Annotated in this window: 20 protein-coding genes; 13 read left to right on the top strand and 7 right to left on the bottom strand. The window is 58.0% G+C overall.

Going from position 1 to position 19,386, the window contains the following annotated elements:
• Positions 1-185 precede the first annotated feature (185 nt).
• On the top strand, positions 186-1,061 hold the full coding sequence (locus tag LXM55_RS21295; RefSeq protein ID WP_233322190.1) for a LysR substrate-binding domain-containing protein: 876 nt from the start codon (positions 186-188) through the stop codon (positions 1,059-1,061).
• Positions 1,062-1,064: 3 nt separating this feature from the next.
• Here LXM55_RS21295 and LXM55_RS21290 read toward each other — a convergent pair whose 3' ends face one another.
• From LXM55_RS21290 to LXM55_RS21270, 5 genes are all read right to left on the bottom strand, one after another.
• Positions 1,065-1,283, bottom strand: coding sequence for a hypothetical protein (locus LXM55_RS21290; protein WP_233322189.1), 219 nt, complete (start codon positions 1,281-1,283; stop codon positions 1,065-1,067).
• A gap of 93 nt (positions 1,284-1,376) precedes the next feature.
• Complete coding sequence (locus LXM55_RS21285; RefSeq protein ID WP_233322188.1) at positions 1,377-1,856, bottom strand: periplasmic heavy metal sensor; 480 nt, start codon at positions 1,854-1,856, stop codon at positions 1,377-1,379.
• Complete coding sequence (locus LXM55_RS21280; RefSeq protein WP_233322187.1) at positions 1,853-2,290, bottom strand: hypothetical protein; 438 nt, start codon at positions 2,288-2,290, stop codon at positions 1,853-1,855. Before LXM55_RS21280 ends, LXM55_RS21285 begins: the two co-directional genes overlap by 4 nt.
• Positions 2,287-2,868, bottom strand: coding sequence for an RNA polymerase sigma factor (locus tag LXM55_RS21275; protein ID WP_233322186.1), 582 nt, complete (start codon positions 2,866-2,868; stop codon positions 2,287-2,289). The genes LXM55_RS21280 and LXM55_RS21275 overlap by 4 nt, the downstream gene beginning before the upstream one ends.
• Positions 2,869-2,916: 48 nt before the next feature.
• Entirely contained in the window at positions 2,917-3,234 is a 318-nt protein-coding gene (locus tag LXM55_RS21270; protein WP_233322185.1) for a YXWGXW repeat-containing protein, read from the bottom strand.
• Positions 3,235-3,783: 549 nt separating this feature from the next.
• Between LXM55_RS21270 and LXM55_RS21265 the strand changes: the two genes are divergently transcribed.
• Together LXM55_RS21265 and LXM55_RS21260 are read left to right on the top strand one after the other, a co-directional pair.
• The gene (locus LXM55_RS21265; protein ID WP_233322184.1) at positions 3,784-4,596 is read left to right on the top strand and encodes an AraC family transcriptional regulator; all 813 of its coding nucleotides are present in this window, start codon (positions 3,784-3,786) and stop codon (positions 4,594-4,596) included.
• Between the two features lie 219 nt (positions 4,597-4,815).
• Positions 4,816-5,232 (top strand): hypothetical protein, encoded by a 417-nt coding sequence (locus tag LXM55_RS21260; RefSeq protein WP_233322183.1) that lies wholly within the window; start codon positions 4,816-4,818, stop codon positions 5,230-5,232.
• Positions 5,233-5,249: 17 nt separating this feature from the next.
• Here LXM55_RS21260 and LXM55_RS21255 read toward each other — a convergent pair whose 3' ends face one another.
• Together LXM55_RS21255 and LXM55_RS21250 are read right to left on the bottom strand one after the other, a co-directional pair.
• Positions 5,250-5,696, bottom strand: a complete 447-nt coding sequence (locus LXM55_RS21255; protein ID WP_233322182.1) for a GNAT family acetyltransferase — start codon at positions 5,694-5,696, stop codon at positions 5,250-5,252.
• A 52-nt stretch (positions 5,697-5,748) separates the two neighbouring features.
• Positions 5,749-6,189, bottom strand: a complete 441-nt coding sequence (locus tag LXM55_RS21250; RefSeq protein ID WP_233322181.1) for a hypothetical protein — start codon at positions 6,187-6,189, stop codon at positions 5,749-5,751.
• Positions 6,190-6,577: 388 nt separating this feature from the next.
• On the opposite strand from LXM55_RS21250, the gene LXM55_RS21245 reads away from it, so the two are divergent.
• The 10 genes from LXM55_RS21245 (at position 6,578) to LXM55_RS21200 (ending at position 19,306) form a co-directional block, all read left to right on the top strand.
• Positions 6,578-8,662, top strand: a complete 2,085-nt coding sequence (locus LXM55_RS21245; protein ID WP_233322180.1) for a sulfatase-like hydrolase/transferase — start codon at positions 6,578-6,580, stop codon at positions 8,660-8,662.
• 53 nt (positions 8,663-8,715) lie between these two features.
• Entirely contained in the window at positions 8,716-11,763 is a 3,048-nt protein-coding gene (locus tag LXM55_RS21240) for a PEP/pyruvate-binding domain-containing protein (RefSeq protein ID WP_233322179.1), read from the top strand.
• Complete coding sequence (locus LXM55_RS21235) at positions 11,763-12,410, top strand: gamma-glutamyl-gamma-aminobutyrate hydrolase family protein (protein ID WP_233322178.1); 648 nt, start codon at positions 11,763-11,765, stop codon at positions 12,408-12,410. Before LXM55_RS21240 ends, LXM55_RS21235 begins: the two co-directional genes overlap by 1 nt.
• Complete coding sequence (locus LXM55_RS21230) at positions 12,401-13,180, top strand: phosphocholine cytidylyltransferase family protein (protein WP_233322177.1); 780 nt, start codon at positions 12,401-12,403, stop codon at positions 13,178-13,180. The genes LXM55_RS21235 and LXM55_RS21230 overlap by 10 nt, the downstream gene beginning before the upstream one ends.
• A gap of 2 nt (positions 13,181-13,182) precedes the next feature.
• The gene (locus LXM55_RS21225; RefSeq protein ID WP_233322176.1) at positions 13,183-14,328 is read left to right on the top strand and encodes a CDP-glycerol glycerophosphotransferase family protein; all 1,146 of its coding nucleotides are present in this window, start codon (positions 13,183-13,185) and stop codon (positions 14,326-14,328) included.
• Between the two features lie 9 nt (positions 14,329-14,337).
• Positions 14,338-14,565, top strand: a complete 228-nt coding sequence (locus LXM55_RS21220; RefSeq protein ID WP_233322175.1) for a hypothetical protein — start codon at positions 14,338-14,340, stop codon at positions 14,563-14,565.
• A gap of 129 nt (positions 14,566-14,694) precedes the next feature.
• Complete coding sequence (locus tag LXM55_RS21215; RefSeq protein ID WP_233322174.1) at positions 14,695-16,287, top strand: YidC/Oxa1 family membrane protein insertase; 1,593 nt, start codon at positions 14,695-14,697, stop codon at positions 16,285-16,287.
• Between the two features lie 5 nt (positions 16,288-16,292).
• Positions 16,293-17,678 carry a hypothetical protein gene (locus tag LXM55_RS21210; protein WP_233322173.1) on the top strand — a complete coding sequence of 462 codons (1,386 nt, stop codon included), beginning with the start codon at positions 16,293-16,295 and terminating at the stop codon, positions 17,676-17,678.
• Between the two features lie 109 nt (positions 17,679-17,787).
• The gene (locus tag LXM55_RS21205) at positions 17,788-18,288 is read left to right on the top strand and encodes a sigma-70 family RNA polymerase sigma factor (RefSeq protein ID WP_233322172.1); all 501 of its coding nucleotides are present in this window, start codon (positions 17,788-17,790) and stop codon (positions 18,286-18,288) included.
• A 40-nt stretch (positions 18,289-18,328) separates the two neighbouring features.
• The gene (locus LXM55_RS21200) at positions 18,329-19,306 is read left to right on the top strand and encodes a FecR family protein (RefSeq protein WP_233322171.1); all 978 of its coding nucleotides are present in this window, start codon (positions 18,329-18,331) and stop codon (positions 19,304-19,306) included.
• The last annotated feature ends 80 nt before the right edge of the window (positions 19,307-19,386 follow it).

The raw sequence follows: 19,386 nt of genomic DNA, 5'->3' as shown, positions 1-19,386 counted from the left end.
TTTCCCCGCGGCTTGGCGGTCCGGGCGTTCTTCGTGGGAGCCCCCGGGGCCGCGTGCCCGCGACGCCTTCCTGAGCGAGCAGGGCGTGGCCGGTGCTGCGCGAGCGAGGCCAATGTAGGCAGTTTGCGCAGGATCGACAAACGACCAAATCTTGCACGAGCCATTAGAAAATCTAGGGAATGATCATGCTCCGTCCCCATTTGCCGCTGAACGCGCTGCGGGCCTTCGAGGCCTCGGCGCGGCATTTGAGCTTCACCCGCGCGGCCATCGAGCTGTGCGTGACCCAGGCGGCGGTCAGCCATCAGGTCAAGAGCCTGGAGGCCCAGCTCAACGTCACCCTGTTCAAGCGCCTGCCCCGGGGGCTGATGCTCACCAGCGAGGGCGAGACCCTGCTGCCGGTGCTGCGCGAGTGCTTCGACCGGATCGCCCAGACCCTGGGGCGGTTCGACGGCGGGCACTACCGCGAAGTGCTGACGGTGGGCGCGGTGGGCACCTTCGCCGTGGGCTGGCTGTTGCCGCGCCTGGGGGATTTCCAGGCGCGCCATCCTTACGTCGACCTGCGCCTGAGCACCAACAACAACCGGGTGGACGTGGCGGCCGAGGGCCTGGACTACGCCATTCGCTTTGGCACCGGGGCCTGGCACGGTATCGAGGCACTGCCCTTGTTGCAGGCGCCGCTGTCGGTGCTGTGCGTGCCGGAGCTTGCCCGCCAGTTGCACAGCCCGGCGGACGTGCTGGGGCAGACCCTGTTGCGGTCCTACCGCACCGATGAATGGCCGCAGTGGTTCCAGGCGGCGGGGCTGGGGGCCGGTAGCCTGCTGCCGCAGAGCATCGTCTTCGACTCGTCCCTGGGCATGCTCGAAGCGGCGTTGCAGGGCCTGGGCGTGGCCCTGGCGCCGCCGCTGATGTTCGCGCGGCAGTTGGCCAGCGGGGCGGTGGTGCAGCCGTTCGAGATTGGCATCGTCACCGGCAGCTACTGGCTGACCCGCTTGCAGTCCCGGGCCGAAACCGCCGCCATGAGCGCCTTCAAGGCCTGGCTGCTGGAGGCCGTGGCCAGCTAGCCGTCAATAGCGCCAATGGCCTGGGGTCCAGAGCCACTGGCCGGCGTGCCAGCGGTAGTGCCCGGCGACCCAGTGGTAGCTGGGGGCCGGTGCCATCGGTATCACTTCAACGATGGGCGGGGGTGGCGGCGGCCGGCGTGGATGGGCCGGGGCCACCACGCAGCCGGCCAGGGTGGTGCCAAGCAAGGTGGCGATGAGCAGGCTTTGGATAACACGACGCATGGGCGGTTTCCTTGGGAAGTGACAGGGGGCCCGCGGCTATCGCGGGCGGCGAGTGGTTGAACGCGGCCCGCGGCGAAAGCCGTCGCCGGGCTTTCAATTGCGCTGGGCCGCGCGGTTTTTTCCTGGGGCTCGCGGGTACATGGACTCCACCAGCTGCTGGCGCTCAGTCAGCGACAGGCTGCCGGCAAAATTGGCCAGGGCTTCATCCACCCGGGCCCGCAGGGCGATGTCGGCCTCGCGGGATTTGCCCAGTTCGGCGTCCAGGGCATTGCGGTTCAGTTGTTCGGCCCCCAGTTCACGCACCACCCCCTGGCGAGCCTCGCGCCCGGCCATGATCAGCGGCTGGCTGTCGTTGCGGGTCTGGCGCAGCAGTTGGCGCAACTGGCGCCGGCGTTCCTCGGGCATCTGCGCCATGGCCTGGCGCAGGCCGTGCTGGGGCAGCGCCAGGGCCTGGGGTGGCTGGGGATGGCCGAGCCACTGATACAGGCCGCCGGCGACGCCGCCGATCAGGAATACGTTGAGCAGCAGCGACAGCAGCAGCCAGGTTTTCAGTGGACGGATGGACAGGCTCACTGTTCGGCCTCCTCGGCATTGATGCTCAGGATGAATTCCGCGTCGCTCTGGTCGAGCACGCTGGGCAGGGCTTCGGTGGATGCCGACAGGGGCAGGCTCAGGGCCACCGCGAGCATGCCGGCGGCCACCCCGGTGAGGCCGACCCCGACCCAGCCCAGGGACGCCAGCCAGCCGGCGTAGCGTTGCCAGAAGGAGGCGCCGCGTGGCGCTGTGGCGGCCGCGGCAATGATCCGTTGCGCCAGGGCCGGGCCCGGCGCGGCCAGCTGGTAGCTGTCCAGCTGGCTGTCGAGCCAGCGCGCCTGGCGCAGGGCCTCGGCGGCCAGCGCATTGCCGTCACCGAGCAGGGCCTGGGCCGCCTCGCGCTCACCGGCGGGCCAGCGTTGCAGGTCTGCGCCGTAGGCGTCGGCCAGGTACGCAAAGCGTTCGGGGGTCATGGTGTTCTCCTTCCTGAGAGGTCCGCACCCTGGGCCTCGGCGAGGTGGCTGCGCAGATTGCGCCGGGCCCGCGACAGCAGGCTCTCCAGCGCTTCGACGCTGATCTGCATCAGCGCCGCGGCCTCGGTGTTGGACAGTTCCTGGTAGTACTGCAGAACGATCGCCTCGCGCTGGCGATCCGGCAGTCGGTCCAGGGCCGCGGCCATGCGCCGGCTCTGCGCGCTGGCTTCCAGTTGTTCGTCGGGCGTCGGGCTGTGGTCCACCGCCTCGTAGGCTTGCTCGCTGTCGATCTGCACGTGCTCCTTGCGCCGGCGCAGGCGGTCGTAGCACAGGTTCAGCGCCACCCGGTGCAGCCAGGTGTCGAAGCGGGCCTGATCGCTGCGCCAGCTGGCCGCCTGCTTCCAGATCCGCAGGAAACTCTCCTGGGCGATGTCCCGGGCTTCGTCGGCATCGCCCAGCAGGCGGCTGGCCAGGGCCAGAAGGCGTGGCAGCTTGCGCGTGACCATCTCTTTCACGGCCTGGGCTTCGTTGTTGCCAATGCGTTCGAGCAACTCCAGATCCGGGTCGGTTTCGTTCAAATCGGCGGTTCTCGGTCCGGTGAAGGGGCAATCTTCGACGGCATCGGGTCAGCGCACCCAGCGACCTTCGACCCAGTACCAATGTGGGCCGTGGGCTTGCCAGTGGCCGGGCATCCAGTGCCCGCGGTGCATCACCGGCTGCCAGTGGCCAGGCACCCAGACGTAGCCGTTCCCGCGCCAGCGCCAGTTGCCGCGGTCCCAGGCGTAGCCCGGGCGAGCGCCGGGCATGGGTTCATAGCGCATGGCCGGTGGCGCCTGCTGGATGATGAGGGGCTGGGCATCGGCGGGCGTGCTCGCCAGCGCGCCGAGTGCCAGGGGAATCAGCAGCAACGAGCGCAGACGCAGCAGGGAACGGACAAGCTTCATGGTGACTCCTTCAGGCCTGCATTCGCTGATGAACGCAGCTGATGGATTCAACGATAGATGGGCGGGCAATCCGTCGCGGAAAAATGAAATTTTTATCCCGGCCCTGTTCAACCGGCGTTCAGTTAGCGGGCCAGGGCTCTGGCCCGGGGCTGGCCGTGGCGGATGAATCTATTTGCGTGGAGCCGGCGACGGAAGTGTTCCGGGCGCAGCGTTCAATCCGTAACCCTGTGCGAGCGCTGGCGATGGTCGCCTGCGCCGTTGGCCGGGTGTATCACCGAACCCATGAGGAATTCACCATGTCCCGTCGTATCGCACTGCTGATTGTCATGGCCACGATGCTGTCCCTGGGAGGCTGCGTGGTTTATCCCGGGCACTACCATGGCTGCTGCTACCGCTATGGCTACTACCGCTAGGGCACAGACCGGCGCGCAGGTGCGGCCCGGGGTGCTTGGCTAAGCCCCATGGGCCCGGCACAATCCTCGGCCTTGCAGGGCAGGCACCGGCGTCGCGCCGATGGCGGGCATGCCCCGGGAGTGTGGAGGAAGGTGGATGCCCGTCTTGAAACAGCAGGACCAGGCTCAGGACCCGGATGCGATTGCGCGTCCGGTGTGCGCCCTGCGCATCTCGACGCAAGAGGAGCGCTGGGAGCGGCCGTGGCACAGCCATCGCAAGGCCCAGTTGCTGTTTCCCGCGGGCGGCGTGCTCAGTTGCGAGAGCGCCGAAGGCCTGTGGCTGGCGCCGCCGCAGTGCGCGGTATGGATTCCCAGCGCGATCGAGCATCGGGTCCAGGGGCTGGAGAACGCCCAGGGCTATTGCCTGCTGGTCGAGCCCGAGCACGCCCGTGCGCTGCCTCAGGCCTGCTGTACCCTGGTGATGTCGCCGCTGTTGCAGGAGCTGCTCAGGCGCTGTGCGCAGCTGCCGTTCCTGTATGACCAGGACGGCGCCGCCGGGCGCTTGGTCGCCGTGACCCTGGATGAACTGGCGAGCGCGCCCCGCGAGCAGATCCACCTGCCCATGCCCCGGCACGCACAACTGCGGCGCCTGGCCCAGCAGATCCTTGAACAGCCGCAGCGGCGCCTGAGCCTTGGGCAATGGGGCGAGCAGATCGGCCTCAGCGAACGCAGCCTGAGCCGCTTGATCGTGGCCGAGACCGGCCTGAGTTTCGGTCGCTGGCAGCGTCAGTTGCACATCCTCCTGGGGCTCAGGCAATTGGGCCGGGGCGACTCGGTGGAGCGTGTGGCGCTGACCCTGGGCTATGACAGCGCCAGCGCCTTTATCCGCATGTTCAAGAAAGCCGTGGGCCAGCCACCGGGGCGGTTTTTTGCCGAGCGTCGCCAAGCCCTGGAAAACCACGCCCTGTAGCCGCTGCCGAGCCCGCGAGGCTGCGAAAAGACCCGCAGGGCCTTGCCTGGCGCTGTGCTGTGGCCGCCAGGTCGGAGTGCCGCCCAACCCGTTTGCCACCTGCGGCAAGGGCTGCATCTGGCCGGATTGATCAATAACTTGTCAATCTCGGCTGATGCGGACAATGGCTCTCGGGAAGATGATAAACATTCTTGTTTTTCAGCTTCTTGAGGTGTTCCCATGTACTTCGATCATCAGCATTTCCCCCTGGTCTGGATGCGTCGCGCCGAGGACGCAGGGCAGCCCGGAGTCGACCCTTTCCAGCAGTTGGAGGCATTGATGCAGCGTGCTCAGGCCTTTGTCCTGATGAGCGATGTGCTGCCTGAGCCCGAGCAGCGCAACAGCCCGCAGAGCAAGGCATTGCTCAAGCAGGGTTCGTTGTGGATGAAGCGCAACAAGGCGGCGATCCGCCGCTGGATCAAGGCGATGATCGTCATCGCCCCGCAGCCGGAGGCCCAGGCCGGCGTCGAGGCTTTTGCCAGGAACTATGAAAAGTTCTGGGGCTACCCACTGCTGCACAGCGCCTCGCCGCTGGCGGCCATCAGCCTGGCCCAGCAACTGCTGGCGCCACCGCGCAGCAACCTGAACAACTGGTGAAGGCGGCGCGGCTGCCGTCAGCCGCGCAGGTGCTCGGGGACGTTGGCGGTGATCACCTTGCCCATGCTGACCCGGGGTTCGACCTGATAACCCAGGGCCTGGTAGAAGCCCTGCACCGCGGCGTTGCTGCTGAGGATCTGTAGGTTGATCTTCAGGCAGCCGCGGGCGCCCAGGGCCTGCTCGCCATGGCGCACCAGGGCCCGGCCGGTGCCGAGCCGGCGCTGTTGCGGGTCCACCGCCAGGGAGTACAGCCAGCCACGGTGGCCGTCGTAGCCGGCCATCAGGGTGCCGATGACCTGCCCTGAGGCCAGGGCGACGAAGAACAGCCCGTCATCCACGGCGAGCTTGCGGTCGATGGCCAGACTGGGGGTGTTGTGGGCGGTGTCGTAACCGAATGCGCGGTTCCACAGATCGATCACCGCCTCGCGGTGGTGGTGGTTGCTGTATTCGATGAGTTGGATCATGGCGTGGGCTCGGTCAAGGGTTGAGGGGCGCGGGTGTTACCGGCAACGAGCTTCAGTCCTGGTGGCCGGGCCAGGTTTCCGTGGGGAAATAGGCCTCCAGCCCCGGTTCCTGGTGTTCCACTCCATTGTTGAACCAGTAGCAGCTCAGGCGCGAATAGTTGTCCAGGTCGCCACGCACCAGGCAGGTGGCGCTGTGCCCCGGCCAGCTGAAATTCACCACGTCGGCTTCGGCAATGCGGGCTCGTTCCACCTTGCCGATGGCGGTGGTGGTCTGGCCGTCGATGGTCTTGAGCAGGGTCAGGGCCTGGTTCTCGTAGCGAATCACCGCGGTGCCGGCATAGGCTGGGCCGCCATCGGGCTGCTTGCCGATCAGCATGAACTGACCGGGCACCATGCTGTAGTAGACATGGGGTTCGGCCGGGTCTGCGGCCTGGATGCCGTAGCTCGCCAGCAGTGCGCCCAGGGCAAGGACCAAGTGGGGGGCGTGGTTCATGGGGCTCACTCCTGTTGAGGCGGGAGGGCATGATTCCAGACTTGGGTGGGGCAGATAAATAGTCGGCATCTGGTTCGTGACGGTTCATTGGCCCGACTGCACAAAGCCAATCAACGAGAACTGGGTGCGTAACCCGATCAATAAGACTGATCCAGCAGCAGGCTTGAGGCCCCAGGTTTGGGCCCTGTGAAAAAAGAATGATGTTGCTTACTCGTCAAGCCCCTTTGTGGGACAATTACTCCCGTCTAAGAAGTGTCCTAGCTTAGCAAGCCATTACAATCTCATTGCCGGCGACGTCTTTTTCACAGCGTCTAGTTTAAGATGAGCTTGTGGGGCACCCCTGATAAAAATTTTTGCTAAAAAGCCTGAACGAGAACAGCAGGATCGCATGCTTAACACCTTAAAACGCTCGGCCATTCCGATTTTGGCCGCATCAACTTTGTTTTTGTGGGTTCCCCTTTATGCACTGTATCTATCGTTTAATGATATAAACTTTAGTGTCGGTGGCTTTTTTGTCTTTTCACTGCTTGTAAGTCTTCTCGCTGGGTGCGTATTTACTGCGATATCCGAAATACTGGTCGCACTACGCTTGCGTCAGTTGTCAAATGGATTATTTTATTTCATTACGTTCTGGGCATCCATTTCCGGTTTCTTGTTGCCCTTGGTAAAAGCAGCTGGAATGACCGCTCCGGAAGATCTAGACATAGACTATACAAACTTGGTAGTTGTCAGCATGGCTTCACTGGTGCTGACATTGCTGACATATACCAACCTGAAATCTGCAGTCTATGTCTTTTTGCTGGTACTGCTGGTTGCCTCTGTAGGCTCGGCAGCACCAAAGCTATATCGGGAGAGCGCATCAGTTGAACGGTTCTCCGGGCTATCAAAAAGCGACAACGTCATCGTTCTCAGTTTTGATGGATTGGCAGGAGTGGTCGCCAAGCAGGTCATTGAAGAAGATCCAAAGCTAAAGAATGCATTCAAGGACTTCATTTTTTATGAAAATGCGGTTTCACTGGCGCCTGCAACAATTGCCTCAATTCGCTCCGAATTGTATGGGGATATTAACTTTAGAGAGTTGAGCGAAACATCAACAGAACTGTCCGAAAAGCTCTCGGGCAGAATAAACTCAATCAAACGCGAAAATCTGGCAGCAACTGATGTCATGACTTACGGAGCCTACAGTGCGTTTAGCGAGGGCACGCAAGACAATGTCATTCCAGGAACATTAATAAAAAGTGACTTCCAGGAGAAAGTTGCTACAGCTCTGAATTTCTATCCCCATATTGCTGCACGGATAGGTACGCCTTTTCTTGCGGGTTTTATCAATGATGAAATCAGGCCTCTTCAAGGAAAGTACTTTAGTAGCTTGAAGATCGAGAGGCCACTAGTCCACAAAGGCTCCTCATGGGACGCGTTGAACACACTGCAAAGCGACGACTTAGTGGAGTTGATACAGTCACTGCACGCAACCGACGCCCCGCGCTCCATTCGCTACATGCATTTCCTGCATACCCACTTCCCTGTTGATTTTGATGAAAATTGTACTTATCGAAGCGATGACGCTGCGTGGTCGAGCAGCAATCAAAATCTTCAGGGTTTGATAAACGAAACTCACTGCGCACTTCAGCAAACGGCTGACTATATTGAGAAGCTGAAAAGCCTTGGTATCTATGATAAAACGCTTTTTATCGTAAAAAGTGATCATGGTGCACTGGCCAGCTACTTTGACACCGCACCTGACGGAAACAGAATCAATAATAACAAGTTGTGGGGTTACAATAGATATCGCCCCCTTCTAATGATAAAGTCTCGAGCTCGCGACAGCGTATCGACAACCTACAGTAGCGAACTAGTCAGTCTGAGCGATCTTGCCAAGACATTATGCCTTGAAGCACCTGGTAAACCAGACTGTGGGGAATATCAAGGTATCGATCTATTAAGCACAGCAGTGCAAAATTCTAGTGCGCCACTTTATCTTGATATCGTCAAGGATGAAAATTCCACATTTGAATACGACTCTCAAATGACCGTTGCAATCGCCAGGGAGAGTGATTTTGTAAGTGCACTTGAAAACACTGGCAAGGTTTCCTTCAATCCCCCGTTTTATGTTCAGCGCGTAGGTGATCTTGCAAGTATCCATGCGGCACTGGAGGCTTATCACCGAGCCAACGGCACTTATCCTGTAAGCCAGAGTTTCGATGGGGTTCACAGTAATTGGGGCCGGTCCGCCGAAGATTGGATCCCCGGCCTGGTACCCACCTTCATCAAGACGCTTCCGAGAGACCCCGAGCTTAGCGAAGACGGTGATTTGCAATACCTCTATCGCTCGGACGGGACGGACTACAAACTAATCGCTCACAACTCTCTAGGGTCCTGCGCCACCGCGAAGAAACTCGCTCCCTACCTGATCGATCCTGTTCGTGATTGCTGGGGATTCGGTTACTGGACCGAGGGTGCTCAAGGCTGGTAGGCAGCCAACGGGCAGATGTCTTTACCGTGTTTAAGGAAGAATGAGAAACCAGCATGCAGTCAGCAGTTATTTTTCTAGGCGCAGGCAAGCCCTTCCAGGGTGATGAGCACGTCGCATTACGCAGCGCCTCCGGTCATACCCGAGTCATTGACTGGCTGCTTCATGCCACAAATTCACGAATGTCGGACGCCCACTTCGTAGGCGGCTACAAAATCGACTCGCTCAAACAGCAATATCCCGACTTCAACTACTGGATCAACACCGACTGGCAAGTCACACAGTCAGCCTACTCATTCTTGCAGGTAGACCTGACCGGGAAGAACAGAAGCCTGGTTTCCTACTCCGACATCCTGTTTCGTCGCAGCCTCGCCGAAACCATGACCAATTCGCCGGCAGATATCAGCGTTGCAGTGGATAGCCAATGGCGCACCCGTTATGCCTGCCGTACTCGCTCGGACCTGCAACGGTGTGAAAAGGTTTGCCTGCATGGATCTTCAGTAACACGACTGGGGCAGGACATCCCATCCAACCTTGCCTCGGCCGAGTTCGTGGGATGCGTCCATTTTGGTCCTCGCGCCATTCAACACCTGATGCAATTCAAGATCGACCTGCAACAACAGTTCCATAAGGGCCACCTGTCCGATCTGGTGGAGGCGCTGCGCTGCCAGGGAATGAATGTCCAGGCAGTTGACGTACAAGGGGATTGGGCTGAGCTCAACGAGCCTCAGGACCTCGCACACTTTGTCCTCGGAACCAAGGCCCAGACACTGCGCCGCCTGCGCCGCATGGTCAGGCTCAGCCGAATTGAGGACCAGGTGAGTTTCACCGTTGCTCAATGGCAGGAAATATCGGACTCACTGATCGACACCATCAGGCAGCACTTTCCCGAGCAAGCTCTTGTCGTACGCAGCAGTGCGCTGTCTGAGGATGGTTTTGTCAATTCCAATGCAGGGGCTTACACCAGTCTGCTGAATATCGACGGCCGTAATCTGCCGCACTTGCGAGAGGCAATCGAACAGGTCATTTCCTCCTACGGTGATAGAAACCCGGAGAACCAGATACTGGTGCAGCCGATGCTGCAACAGGTGCTTGCCAGCGGAGTGGTGTTTACACGAAGCCTGAACAACGGGGCGCCTTACTACATCGTCAACTATGACGATATCAGTGGCAGCACCGAGTCGATTACCAGCGGGACCTGCCAGGATCACAAGACCCTCATGATCCTGCGTGACGCAAATCCCCGCAGCCAGAAAATTCCAGATCGCCTGCAAAACCTGCTGCCAGCACTGAGAGAAATTGAGTCGCTGCTTGGCTATGACTCACTGGATGTGGAGTTTGCCATCACTGCCGATGCTGGGCTGCATATCCTTCAGGTTCGTCCGATAGCGGTCAATCACTCCAAGTGGGATGGCAGTGATGAGGACATAATGAAACATCTGGACAGCGCTCGTGGGCTGTTCAAGCAATTGCAGCCTCCCAACGCTTTTATTGCAGGTCAGCGTGCCATCTTTGGGATCATGCCAGACTGGAATCCGGCAGAAATTATCGGGACCAAGCCACACCCCCTGTCGACCAGCCTGTATCGATACCTGATCATGGACGAAACGTGGGCCACACAACGCGCAGAATATGGCTATCGCGACGTACGACCGCAATCGTTGCTGGTCAGCTTTGCGGGCCACCCCTATGTGGATATCCGCGCCAGCTTCAACTCTTTCATTCCGAAAGCTCTCGACGAGCCACTGGCTGCACGCCTGGTTGACTTCTACATAGACTGGCTCGAGCGCAATCCACAGCTGCATGACAAAGTAGAGTTTGAAGTGATCCCCACTTGTTTTGCTCTGGACTTCCAGCGCTGGCAAGAGCGCTTGAGCAAAGGTGATCAATTCTCGAATCAGGAGATCGAAAAGCTCAGGAGCGCATTACGGGAAATCAGCGCGAACGCACTAAAACGCAATCAACGCGACTTGGCCGTTATCGACGAACTGGAACAGCGCTTTCAATATCTGAACAAAACGCCCATGCCTCCCCTGGAGAAAGCCTGGAGGCTTTTGCATGATTGTCAGCGTTATGGCGCTTTACCCTTCGCTCATCTGGCACGGAGCGCCTTCGTGGCGGTCACCCTTTTGCGCTCTGCCGTCAGCACCGGAGTTTTGACTGAGGCAGCGATGGATGATTTCTTGAGCTCCATTCGGACGGTGAGCCACAAACTGACCCTCGATGCCTACAGTTGCTCGATTGGGGAAATGAGCTGGGAAGCCTTCGTCCAAGAGTACGGACATCTTCGTCCAGGCACCTACGACATTAACTCGCCGAACTATCGAGCTGATCCCGAGCGCTACCTCAAGCCAATCGTTGATGGTGCGGTCGCACCACCCAGTGCGACCTGCAGCAATCTCTGGCACGAGGCTCGTGAACGCTTCAGCAGCGCCTTGGCAGAACAAGGCATTCCCTGCAACAGCGACGAACTGGAGCTTTTTTTGCGGCAGGCCATTGAAGGGCGTGAGTACGCCAAGTTTGCCTTTACTCGCAACCTATCCCTGGCGCTAGATGAACTGACGGACTGGGCCAAACCCCTGGGGGTATCGCGCGAAGACCTGGCGTACATGGACATCCAGGCACTACTGGCCCTGCGCAGCGAAACATCAAGCCCAGCAGAACTGACCCAAAAATTGCTGGCCTGGGCACAACAAGGAAAGAGTTCACACGAACAGGCGCAGGTCATCGAACTGCCTCCATTGCTGTGTTCCACTGAAGACTTCAGTGTGTTTCTTTATCCGCTAACCCAACCCAACTTTGTAGGTTCAGCCGTGGTACGAGGCGTATGTGTGGACCTTAGCCAGAACAAGGGTGAAGCAGACCTTTCCGGCAAGATTGCCCTGATCCCCCAGGCCGATCCTGGCTATGACTGGCTGTTCGGCCGACAAATAGCCGGATTGATCACCATGTATGGCGGAGCCAACTCACATATGGCAATACGCGCGGCAGAGTTTGGCTTGCCGGCAGCATTGGGCGTTGGCGAGACACAGTACCGGATACTGGCAGCGGCTCACGCTATTGAGCTCAATGCAGGAAGCCGAATGATTCAGGTCATAAGCTGATGCGTATCGCAATCACGCAACGGGTTGAGAGTATCCCCGGATACGACGAGCGCCGTGACTGCCTCGATCAGCGCTGGTCCGCACTCATGGAGGGATTGGAGATCGATCTAGTGCCCGTACCCAATGGATTGCGATCGCCAAGCAACTGGCTGGAGCGCCAAGAAGTCGCTGGACTGATATTGAGTGGGGGCAACGACCTTTCTCATCTGCCCGGAGCCACCAATCCTTCCCCAGAACGCGATTTCACAGAAAGGGAACTGCTGGGCCTGGCACAGGCACTGAGCATGCCAGTACTAGGCGTTTGCCGCGGAATGCAAGCACTCAATCATTTTCTGGGTGGTAGCCTGGTTCGCCTACCAGGCCATGCAAACGGTCCACATGGCGCTCTTGGCTCGTCTCGCTGCGAATGGTTCAGCGAGTACCAGCAGCTCAATAGCTTCCACTCATGGGGAATCATGCCAGATAACCTGGCAGCAAATTTGCTGGCTCAGGTCTGGGCCGACGACGGGTCAATAGAGGCGTTTGTCCACGACAGGCTGCCTTGGGCGGCCATCATGTGGCATCCCGAGCGCCCGGTCGGCAACACGGCGCTGGATGCCCGTTTCATTCGTCAATTATTTTTCGGTAAAGGAACTTCATGCGCGTAATTATTCTGGCTGCGGGTCAAGGTACACGCCTGCGCCCACTCACCAATGAGCGACCCAAGTGCCTGGTCGAACTGGATGGACGGACGCTGATTGAGCGCCAACTCGAGGTAATGCGAGCTGTCGGCCTGGAGGACATAGCAATAGTCGGCGGTTATCGCGCAGACTGCCTTGAAGGTCTTGGCGTAGAGCTGCTGTACAACCCGCAGTTCGCCGAAACCAATATGGTTTCCACGCTTTTTTGCGCACAACAATGGATGCTCGAGGAGGAGGACCTGCTGATCGCCTATAGCGATATCGTGTACGAGCAATCGGTCCTTGAGAACCTGTTGAATACCGATGCTCCACTGGCGATTTCCATTGACCGACAGTGGCGCAAACTCTGGGACATCCGCATGGAGGATCCGCTTTCTGACGCTGAAACATTGAAGCTCGACAGCGAGAATAAAATCATCGAGTTGGGTAAGAAGCCCAAGGATTACAGTGAAGTCCAAGGTCAATATATGGGGCTGATCAAGGTCAGGGGCGATCATGTCGGCGCATTCTGGAAGGCATGGCACGATCTGGACCGCACCGTCGAGCGAGACGGCAAGGATTTTGCCAACATGTACATGACAACTTTCTTACAGCACCTCATCGATACAGGATGGAACGCACAGGCAGCTCTTACCGATAACGGTTGGCTTGAAGTCGATACCCTGGATGACCTGAATCAGTATCACGAACTGCTTCGCGACGGAAAATTGGATACAGTCTTTCGGCTTAAGGGCTAAGCATGTTAACTGCATTACGCAAGATGCTTAGGGAGTGGAAAGGCCTGCAGAGCTTCAAACGCATCCCTCGGAATGAACGCAAGATAGTGTTCTATTCAGAGGGGCGAGGTTACTGGTCGTACTTCGAGCCCATCTTTAACGCCTTGCAGGCTGACCATTCAGTGCCTGTATTGTATGTGACGTCAGCGGAAAACGACCCCATGCTGGCTAGCCCTCCTGCCGGAATGCGCCCGTTCTACATCGGCGAAGGCAGCGTGCGCACGCTGTTCTTCGCCACCCTGGACGTAGACGTCCTACTGATGACCATGCCCGACCTGCAGAGCTTCCACATCAAGCGCTCGCCGTTGTCGGTACGGTATGTGTACCTGCATCATTCGATTGTCAGCACTCATATGGTCTACCGTGCAGCCGCATTCGATCATTTTGATTCGATATTGTGCGTAGGCCCTCACCATGTCGCCGAAATCAGAGCTCGAGAGACTGCCCAGGGCATACCCGCCAAAACTTTGGTCGAGCACGGCTATGGACGACTCGATACGATCATGAAAAGAGGCCAACAGGGTCCATTGCCAAGCAGCGACGGTGCGATACAGGTTCTGGTCGCTCCCACCTGGGGTGAAAATGCCCTGATAGAGCGGCACGGACTGGCAGCGATCAGACCCCTTATCGACGCAGGCTTTCGTGTCGTGCTGCGTCCGCATCCACGAACGCGAAAATTAGCCCCTCAAATACTCGATGAAATTGCCAGCTATTACCGAGAAGAGCCTCGTTTTCGCATGGACGAGGACGGCGATGGCACCAACTCATTGCTTGGTTCGGATATTATGCTGAGCGACTGGTCTGGAGCCGCACTGGAGTTTGCATTAGGGCTTGAGCGGCCAGTTATTTTCGCAGATGTTCCTCGAAAAGCGCTCAATCCGGCATACTCGGAAATTGGCCTTGACGCCATTGAGGTACAGGCTCGCGAGCAAGTTGGTGTCGTAGTGCCAACAGAACGCCTAGGGGAGCTGGGAAGCATTGTCAAAGCGGCGGTTGCTGACTCGCAACGATGGCAAGAGACAATCATAGAAGCACGTAAGCGCTGGATCTATAACTTGGGGAAAAGCGGCGAAACAGCTGCGGCCTATTTGGTTAATTTAATTAAGTGATGGGGTTTCATGAAAGTGTCAAATTTTTCAAAGTTTTCCTTGTTGTGCCTGGCGCTCCTACCAATCAATGCGTTCGCATATCTTGATCCAGGTACGGGCAGCGCCATGCTTCAAGGAATTCTGGGAGCCCTGGCAGCAATGGCCATGGTTCTCAAGTTGTATTGGCACCGATTACTGCGAATGTTCGGCCTGCGCAAGAGCGCTATTAAAAAAGAGCCCGATACCGAAAAGAAGTAAATGCTCGAGTTGAAATTTACGACCTACAGCACTGAAAACAATGCTGTGAGCTGAAAGGTATGGCCGCTTATCGATGAGCGGCCATATTTCGCATTGTTCGTCCTCTCAACCGAGCGTTATCGCTGCCCAATGCAAAAATCAAAATTTTTCCATCAATGCAATTGGCTTGCCTTGATACTGATTTTCTTCACTTATGCCGCAGCTGCCAGCGAGCAAAGCCCCGTTGTGCTTTCGAATTCAAGTCTACAGCTTGAGTTCAATCTATCATCAGGCACTGTTCAACATTGGCTGTCACCTAAGTTTCATACTCCCAACAAACTCACTCATGATATGGCTGCACCCGAAGGAAAATTATTTTTGCTAGATGGAACACTGGCTGGCAAAAGCCTATGGGAGTGGGAGCAACTAGCCGGCGGTTGGAAAGTACTTGAGCAACGAGCAGACACACTGACTCTTGGGTTGGAGAGCAGCAACCTTCCGTTCAGTATCAAAAAGACCTGGCACCTGCTCGATCACGATTGGCGAGTCGACTTTGCACTGGAGTTGTATTTCAAGGAACAGCCAGTTGATCCAACCGATCATCTCGAGCTGAAAATAGGTCCTGGCATAGGTGAGACCCCCGCCAGAGGCTTGGGCATGGGACAGAGTATCTATTCATTCACCGAGCTGGTTTATCAAAACTCCAATGGTGTCGAGGCACTTCGACTGAACAACGAAGCCCTGTCCAAAGGCTACTCTTCCCATGACGCCAAGCAATGGAACTGGGTAGGACTGCAAAGCCGCTACCTAGCCCTGATCATGTCTCCCGCCAACGACCTGGCGCGCAATACTGTATGGCAGGCTGACACCCCGCAGGAACCGCCGGAAGAAAAAGCAAGTGCGCCTTTCAATACATCCCTGTCCTTTACATTGCCTATTGCCGACAATGACAGAACAGGATTGCAGGTCTACCAATGGAATGTATTTGGTGGAGGCAAATCGTACCAGGCGCTCACAGCCCAGACTCCCAACCTAGGCGAATTGCTGTTTTCAGGGCTGTGGAACTGGCTACGCGAACTGACCCTGGCCATCATGCACGTGCTGTATTTTATTCAGCAACTGGTCGGTAGCTGGGGAGTTTCAATCATTCTGCTTGCCATGCTGGTACGTTTGGCTTTGCACCCCATTGCCAAGAATTCGATCTTGGCACAGAAAAAGTTCGAGTCCATTCAGGCCAAGATACAACCCGAACTTCTGGAAATACGCAAAAACTACAAAGGCGGAGAGCAGAGCGAAAGAATCCTTCAGCTTTATGAAAGCCATAAGGTAAGTCCGCTGGCCGGATTGAAGCCTCTGCTAATCGTCTTGATCCAAGTACCCGTCTTCGTCTCGCTGTTTCATTTGCTGGGGCAAACCTTTGAACTGCGAGATGCCTCATTCCTGTGGATAAAAACCCTGGCTGAGCCCGATCAACTATTCGAGCTTGGTGTAGACCTTCCGTTATTTGGCGCTTACTTCAATCTGCTACCAGTCCTGATGTCTCTGACCACGCTTCTGAGCACCAGACTTAACCCCATTTCCCTACCCGACGGAAAGTCCTCACTTCGCCACAGGCTGACAACGGTAGTGATGGGGCTGTCGTTCTTCCTGCTGTTTTATTCCTTTCCATCCGGAATGGTACTGTACTGGACTGTTGCCAACGTCCTGCAGGTGGTACATCAAAAACTATCGAAGGCTGGTTAATTCACATGATAATCGAGCGACATATCAGTAACTATCTGCCAGCAGCGACAACCGTTCCAAAGCAGGACACGTATTTCGACACAGCTGCACGGCTGCGTGGTTGCGCAGAAAATGGCAACTGGGCAACTGAAGATTTCCAAACCATGGAGTTCCTGTCAAAACGAGTCGAAATCTCTGGCCGTATTCATGAGAGCTACCATGAGACAGGAGGGCGAACCTCTGAGGCTCGTGTATCCCAGGAGCTCTTGCCAGTAGCATTGCTTTTGCTGCTCAAGGACTGCAGGCGTCTATCGAATGATGGCAGGCCTACCGATGCGGCAAAGAGACTCAATGCACTGCTCAAGCTTCTGGATTACCTGGACAGAGAAAAGGTTAGCCTGGATGAGAAGCTGGCCGTTTTCATCAACACTGAAGCCGAACACCTGCTCGAAAACTTTCCCCGTGCCGACAACCTGTCCAGCGACGCACCTCCAGGGGAGACCAACGGCAGCACGACAGACACCCTTCCTCTGACTGTTCTGTTCTGGGAGGGGCCCATCGCACGGGCCTACCTGGCAACCTTGAAAAACATGGGGTTGAAGATCTACAAGATAATTCACCTTGTCTCAAAGAATGATTTGTCGAGCAAGAAACCCGTTGGGCGCTTTCTTCCAGGAGCGGTGAGATTGGTCTATGCGCAGTCCAGGCAAAAGAACAGCATTCATCACTGGTCAAAAGTGCTTCAACGGACGGAAACAGCTTTGTACCAAGGCATAAGAGACGTCGTTGAACGCGGGTTGGACTTTTCACAGAGCGTAATCGACGATGCACTTGCTCTCAACGACCTGAATGAATACTCGTCGGACGTGGAAACACTGATGATCAGCGATCTTAAGGATGAGGCACTATACGACCGACTATCTAGACTGCCTGCGCTAACGCAGATTCTATTTACAGGCGGTGGAATCATTCCCAAGAGCCTGCTGCAGCTCGATGCACTCAAGTTTATTCACGTACACCCGGGCTACCTGCCAGACATACGGGGTGCGGATTGCGCTCTGTGGTCCCACCTTATAAAAGGTCGGACATCGGCGACGTGCTTCTACATGGCCCCCGGCATTGATGATGGCGACGTCATTTTCGCAAGCTATCTACCGCCCTTGCACTTCCCAACCTCGATAGCCGGCACCCACCTTAAGACACTCTACCGGGCTACATATGCGTTCTTTGATCCATGGATACGTGCGTGCATATTGCGAAGAGCAGTTCTGCTGACCCAGGGATTCACATGTGTTGAAGCCCGCCCACAAACAGAACAAGACAGCGTTACCTATCACTTCATGCACGAGCAGATTCAAAGAGTTGCATTCTCGCGACTGTTCTCGGGCACTGTAAATGTGGTGGTCAACTAGTTCCGGGCACTGCGTTGAGTTTTTCTTCGGCCGCCGCTGGTAGCGAGTCCATTGCCGATATTAATGCGAAGCATTACTATTCGAGCTTCCACTTTCCCAGCATCCCGCGATGACCGCCAAGCCGCCCCGCAGACCAGGCTTTTTCGAGCACTACGAAGAGTTGATCGGCACCTGGACCCGGCGCTTGCGCAATCGTCAGCAGGCCGAGGACCTGGCTCACGACACCTTTGTGCGGGTGCTGGAGTCCGATGCCGCCAAGGTCCAGCAGCCGCGGGCCTACCTGCATCAGACCGCGCGCAATATCGCCGTGGATGCCTTTCGCCGGGAAGACCGGCGCGGCGCCCTGGAGCCGCAGGAGGTGCACCTTGGCGAGTCGCCCAGCGGCGATCCGGAGCACTTCATGCACGCCATCCAGTTGGCCGACTCCATCGAGCGGGCGCTTGCCGAGTTGCCGCTCAACTGTCGCAAGGTGTTTGTCTGGCAGAAGATCGAGGGCCTGACCCAGGCCGAGATCGCCGAGCGCCTGGGGCTTTCAAAAAACATGGTGGAAAAGTATATGATCCGCACCCTGCGCCATCTGCGCGACCGTCTGGACGGGGCGGCGTCATGACTCGCGGAGCTTCTTCACCTTCTGCCACACAGGAATCTGCATGATGGACAGCCGCGATTGCGCTTGCGGGCAGACCAGGGTTCGCGATGACGCGGCGCAATGGTTCGTGCGGCTGCAAGAGCCCGACCTGAGCCAGGAGCAACAGCAGGACTTTGCCCGGTGGCTGGCCGAGCACCCGCAGCATGAACATGAAATGCAACTGCTCGACGCCCTGTGGGCCGCCAGCGACCTGCTGCCCAAGGTGCGCCTGCAAGCGCTGTGCGCGGGGGCGCCGGCCGGGAGCACGCGGCGCCCGCTGCTGCGCTACGGGCTGGTGGCCAGCCTGGCGGCCCTGGCCCTCGGCTTGTTCAGCGGCCTGGATCGGCCGGCCGCCTACAGCGCTGAGTTCTCCACGGCGTTCGGCGAGCGTCGGCATGTGGCGCTGCCGGACGGCTCGCAAATCGATCTCAACAGTCACAGTCGGTTGCGGGTGCGCTATGAGGCGCAGCAGCGGCTGATCGAACTGGTGGCTGGCGAAGCGCTGTTCAGCGTCGAGCACGATACGGAGCGGCCCTTTGTGGTGGCGGCCGGCGCGGGCAAGGTGACGGTGACCGGCACCCGTTTCGATGTGCGCCGCGAGGCCGCCGAGACTCGGGTGGCGGTGACCCAGGGCCGGGTCAAGGTCCAGGGCCGCGACGCTGCGGCAGACGACTTCATCAGCCTGACCCCGGGCCAGGGCAGCCATATCGATGAGCATGGCCAGGTGGCCGCGGCCTATGCGGTGAACCCCGAGGAACTCACGGCCTGGCGTAGCGGCAAGCTGGTGTTCAACAACGCGCGTCTGGCGGATGTGGTGGCCGAAGTCTCGCGCTATCGTGAACAACCCTTGCGGGTGGCCAGCGCCGCGGTGGGCGATTTGCGCCTGACCAGCGTGTTCAAGTCCGACGATACTCAGGCCCTGCTCAAGGCCTTGCCGAGCATCCTGCCGGTGACGGTGCGGACCCATGCCGACGGCAGCCAGGAAATTTTTCCTCGGTAGATTCAGGTTTTTTTTCAGTACAGCGTCTTCCTGTTCAACTGCAACTGGTTTGCATTAACAGACGCACCCTTGTGTGATCG

The organism is Pseudomonas sp. Au-Pse12 (assembly GCF_021341665.1).
GTDB lineage: Bacteria > Pseudomonadota > Gammaproteobacteria > Pseudomonadales > Pseudomonadaceae > Aquipseudomonas.
Note: the sequence above shows the minus strand (reverse complement) of the source record. Positions and strands in the feature narration are given on the sequence as shown.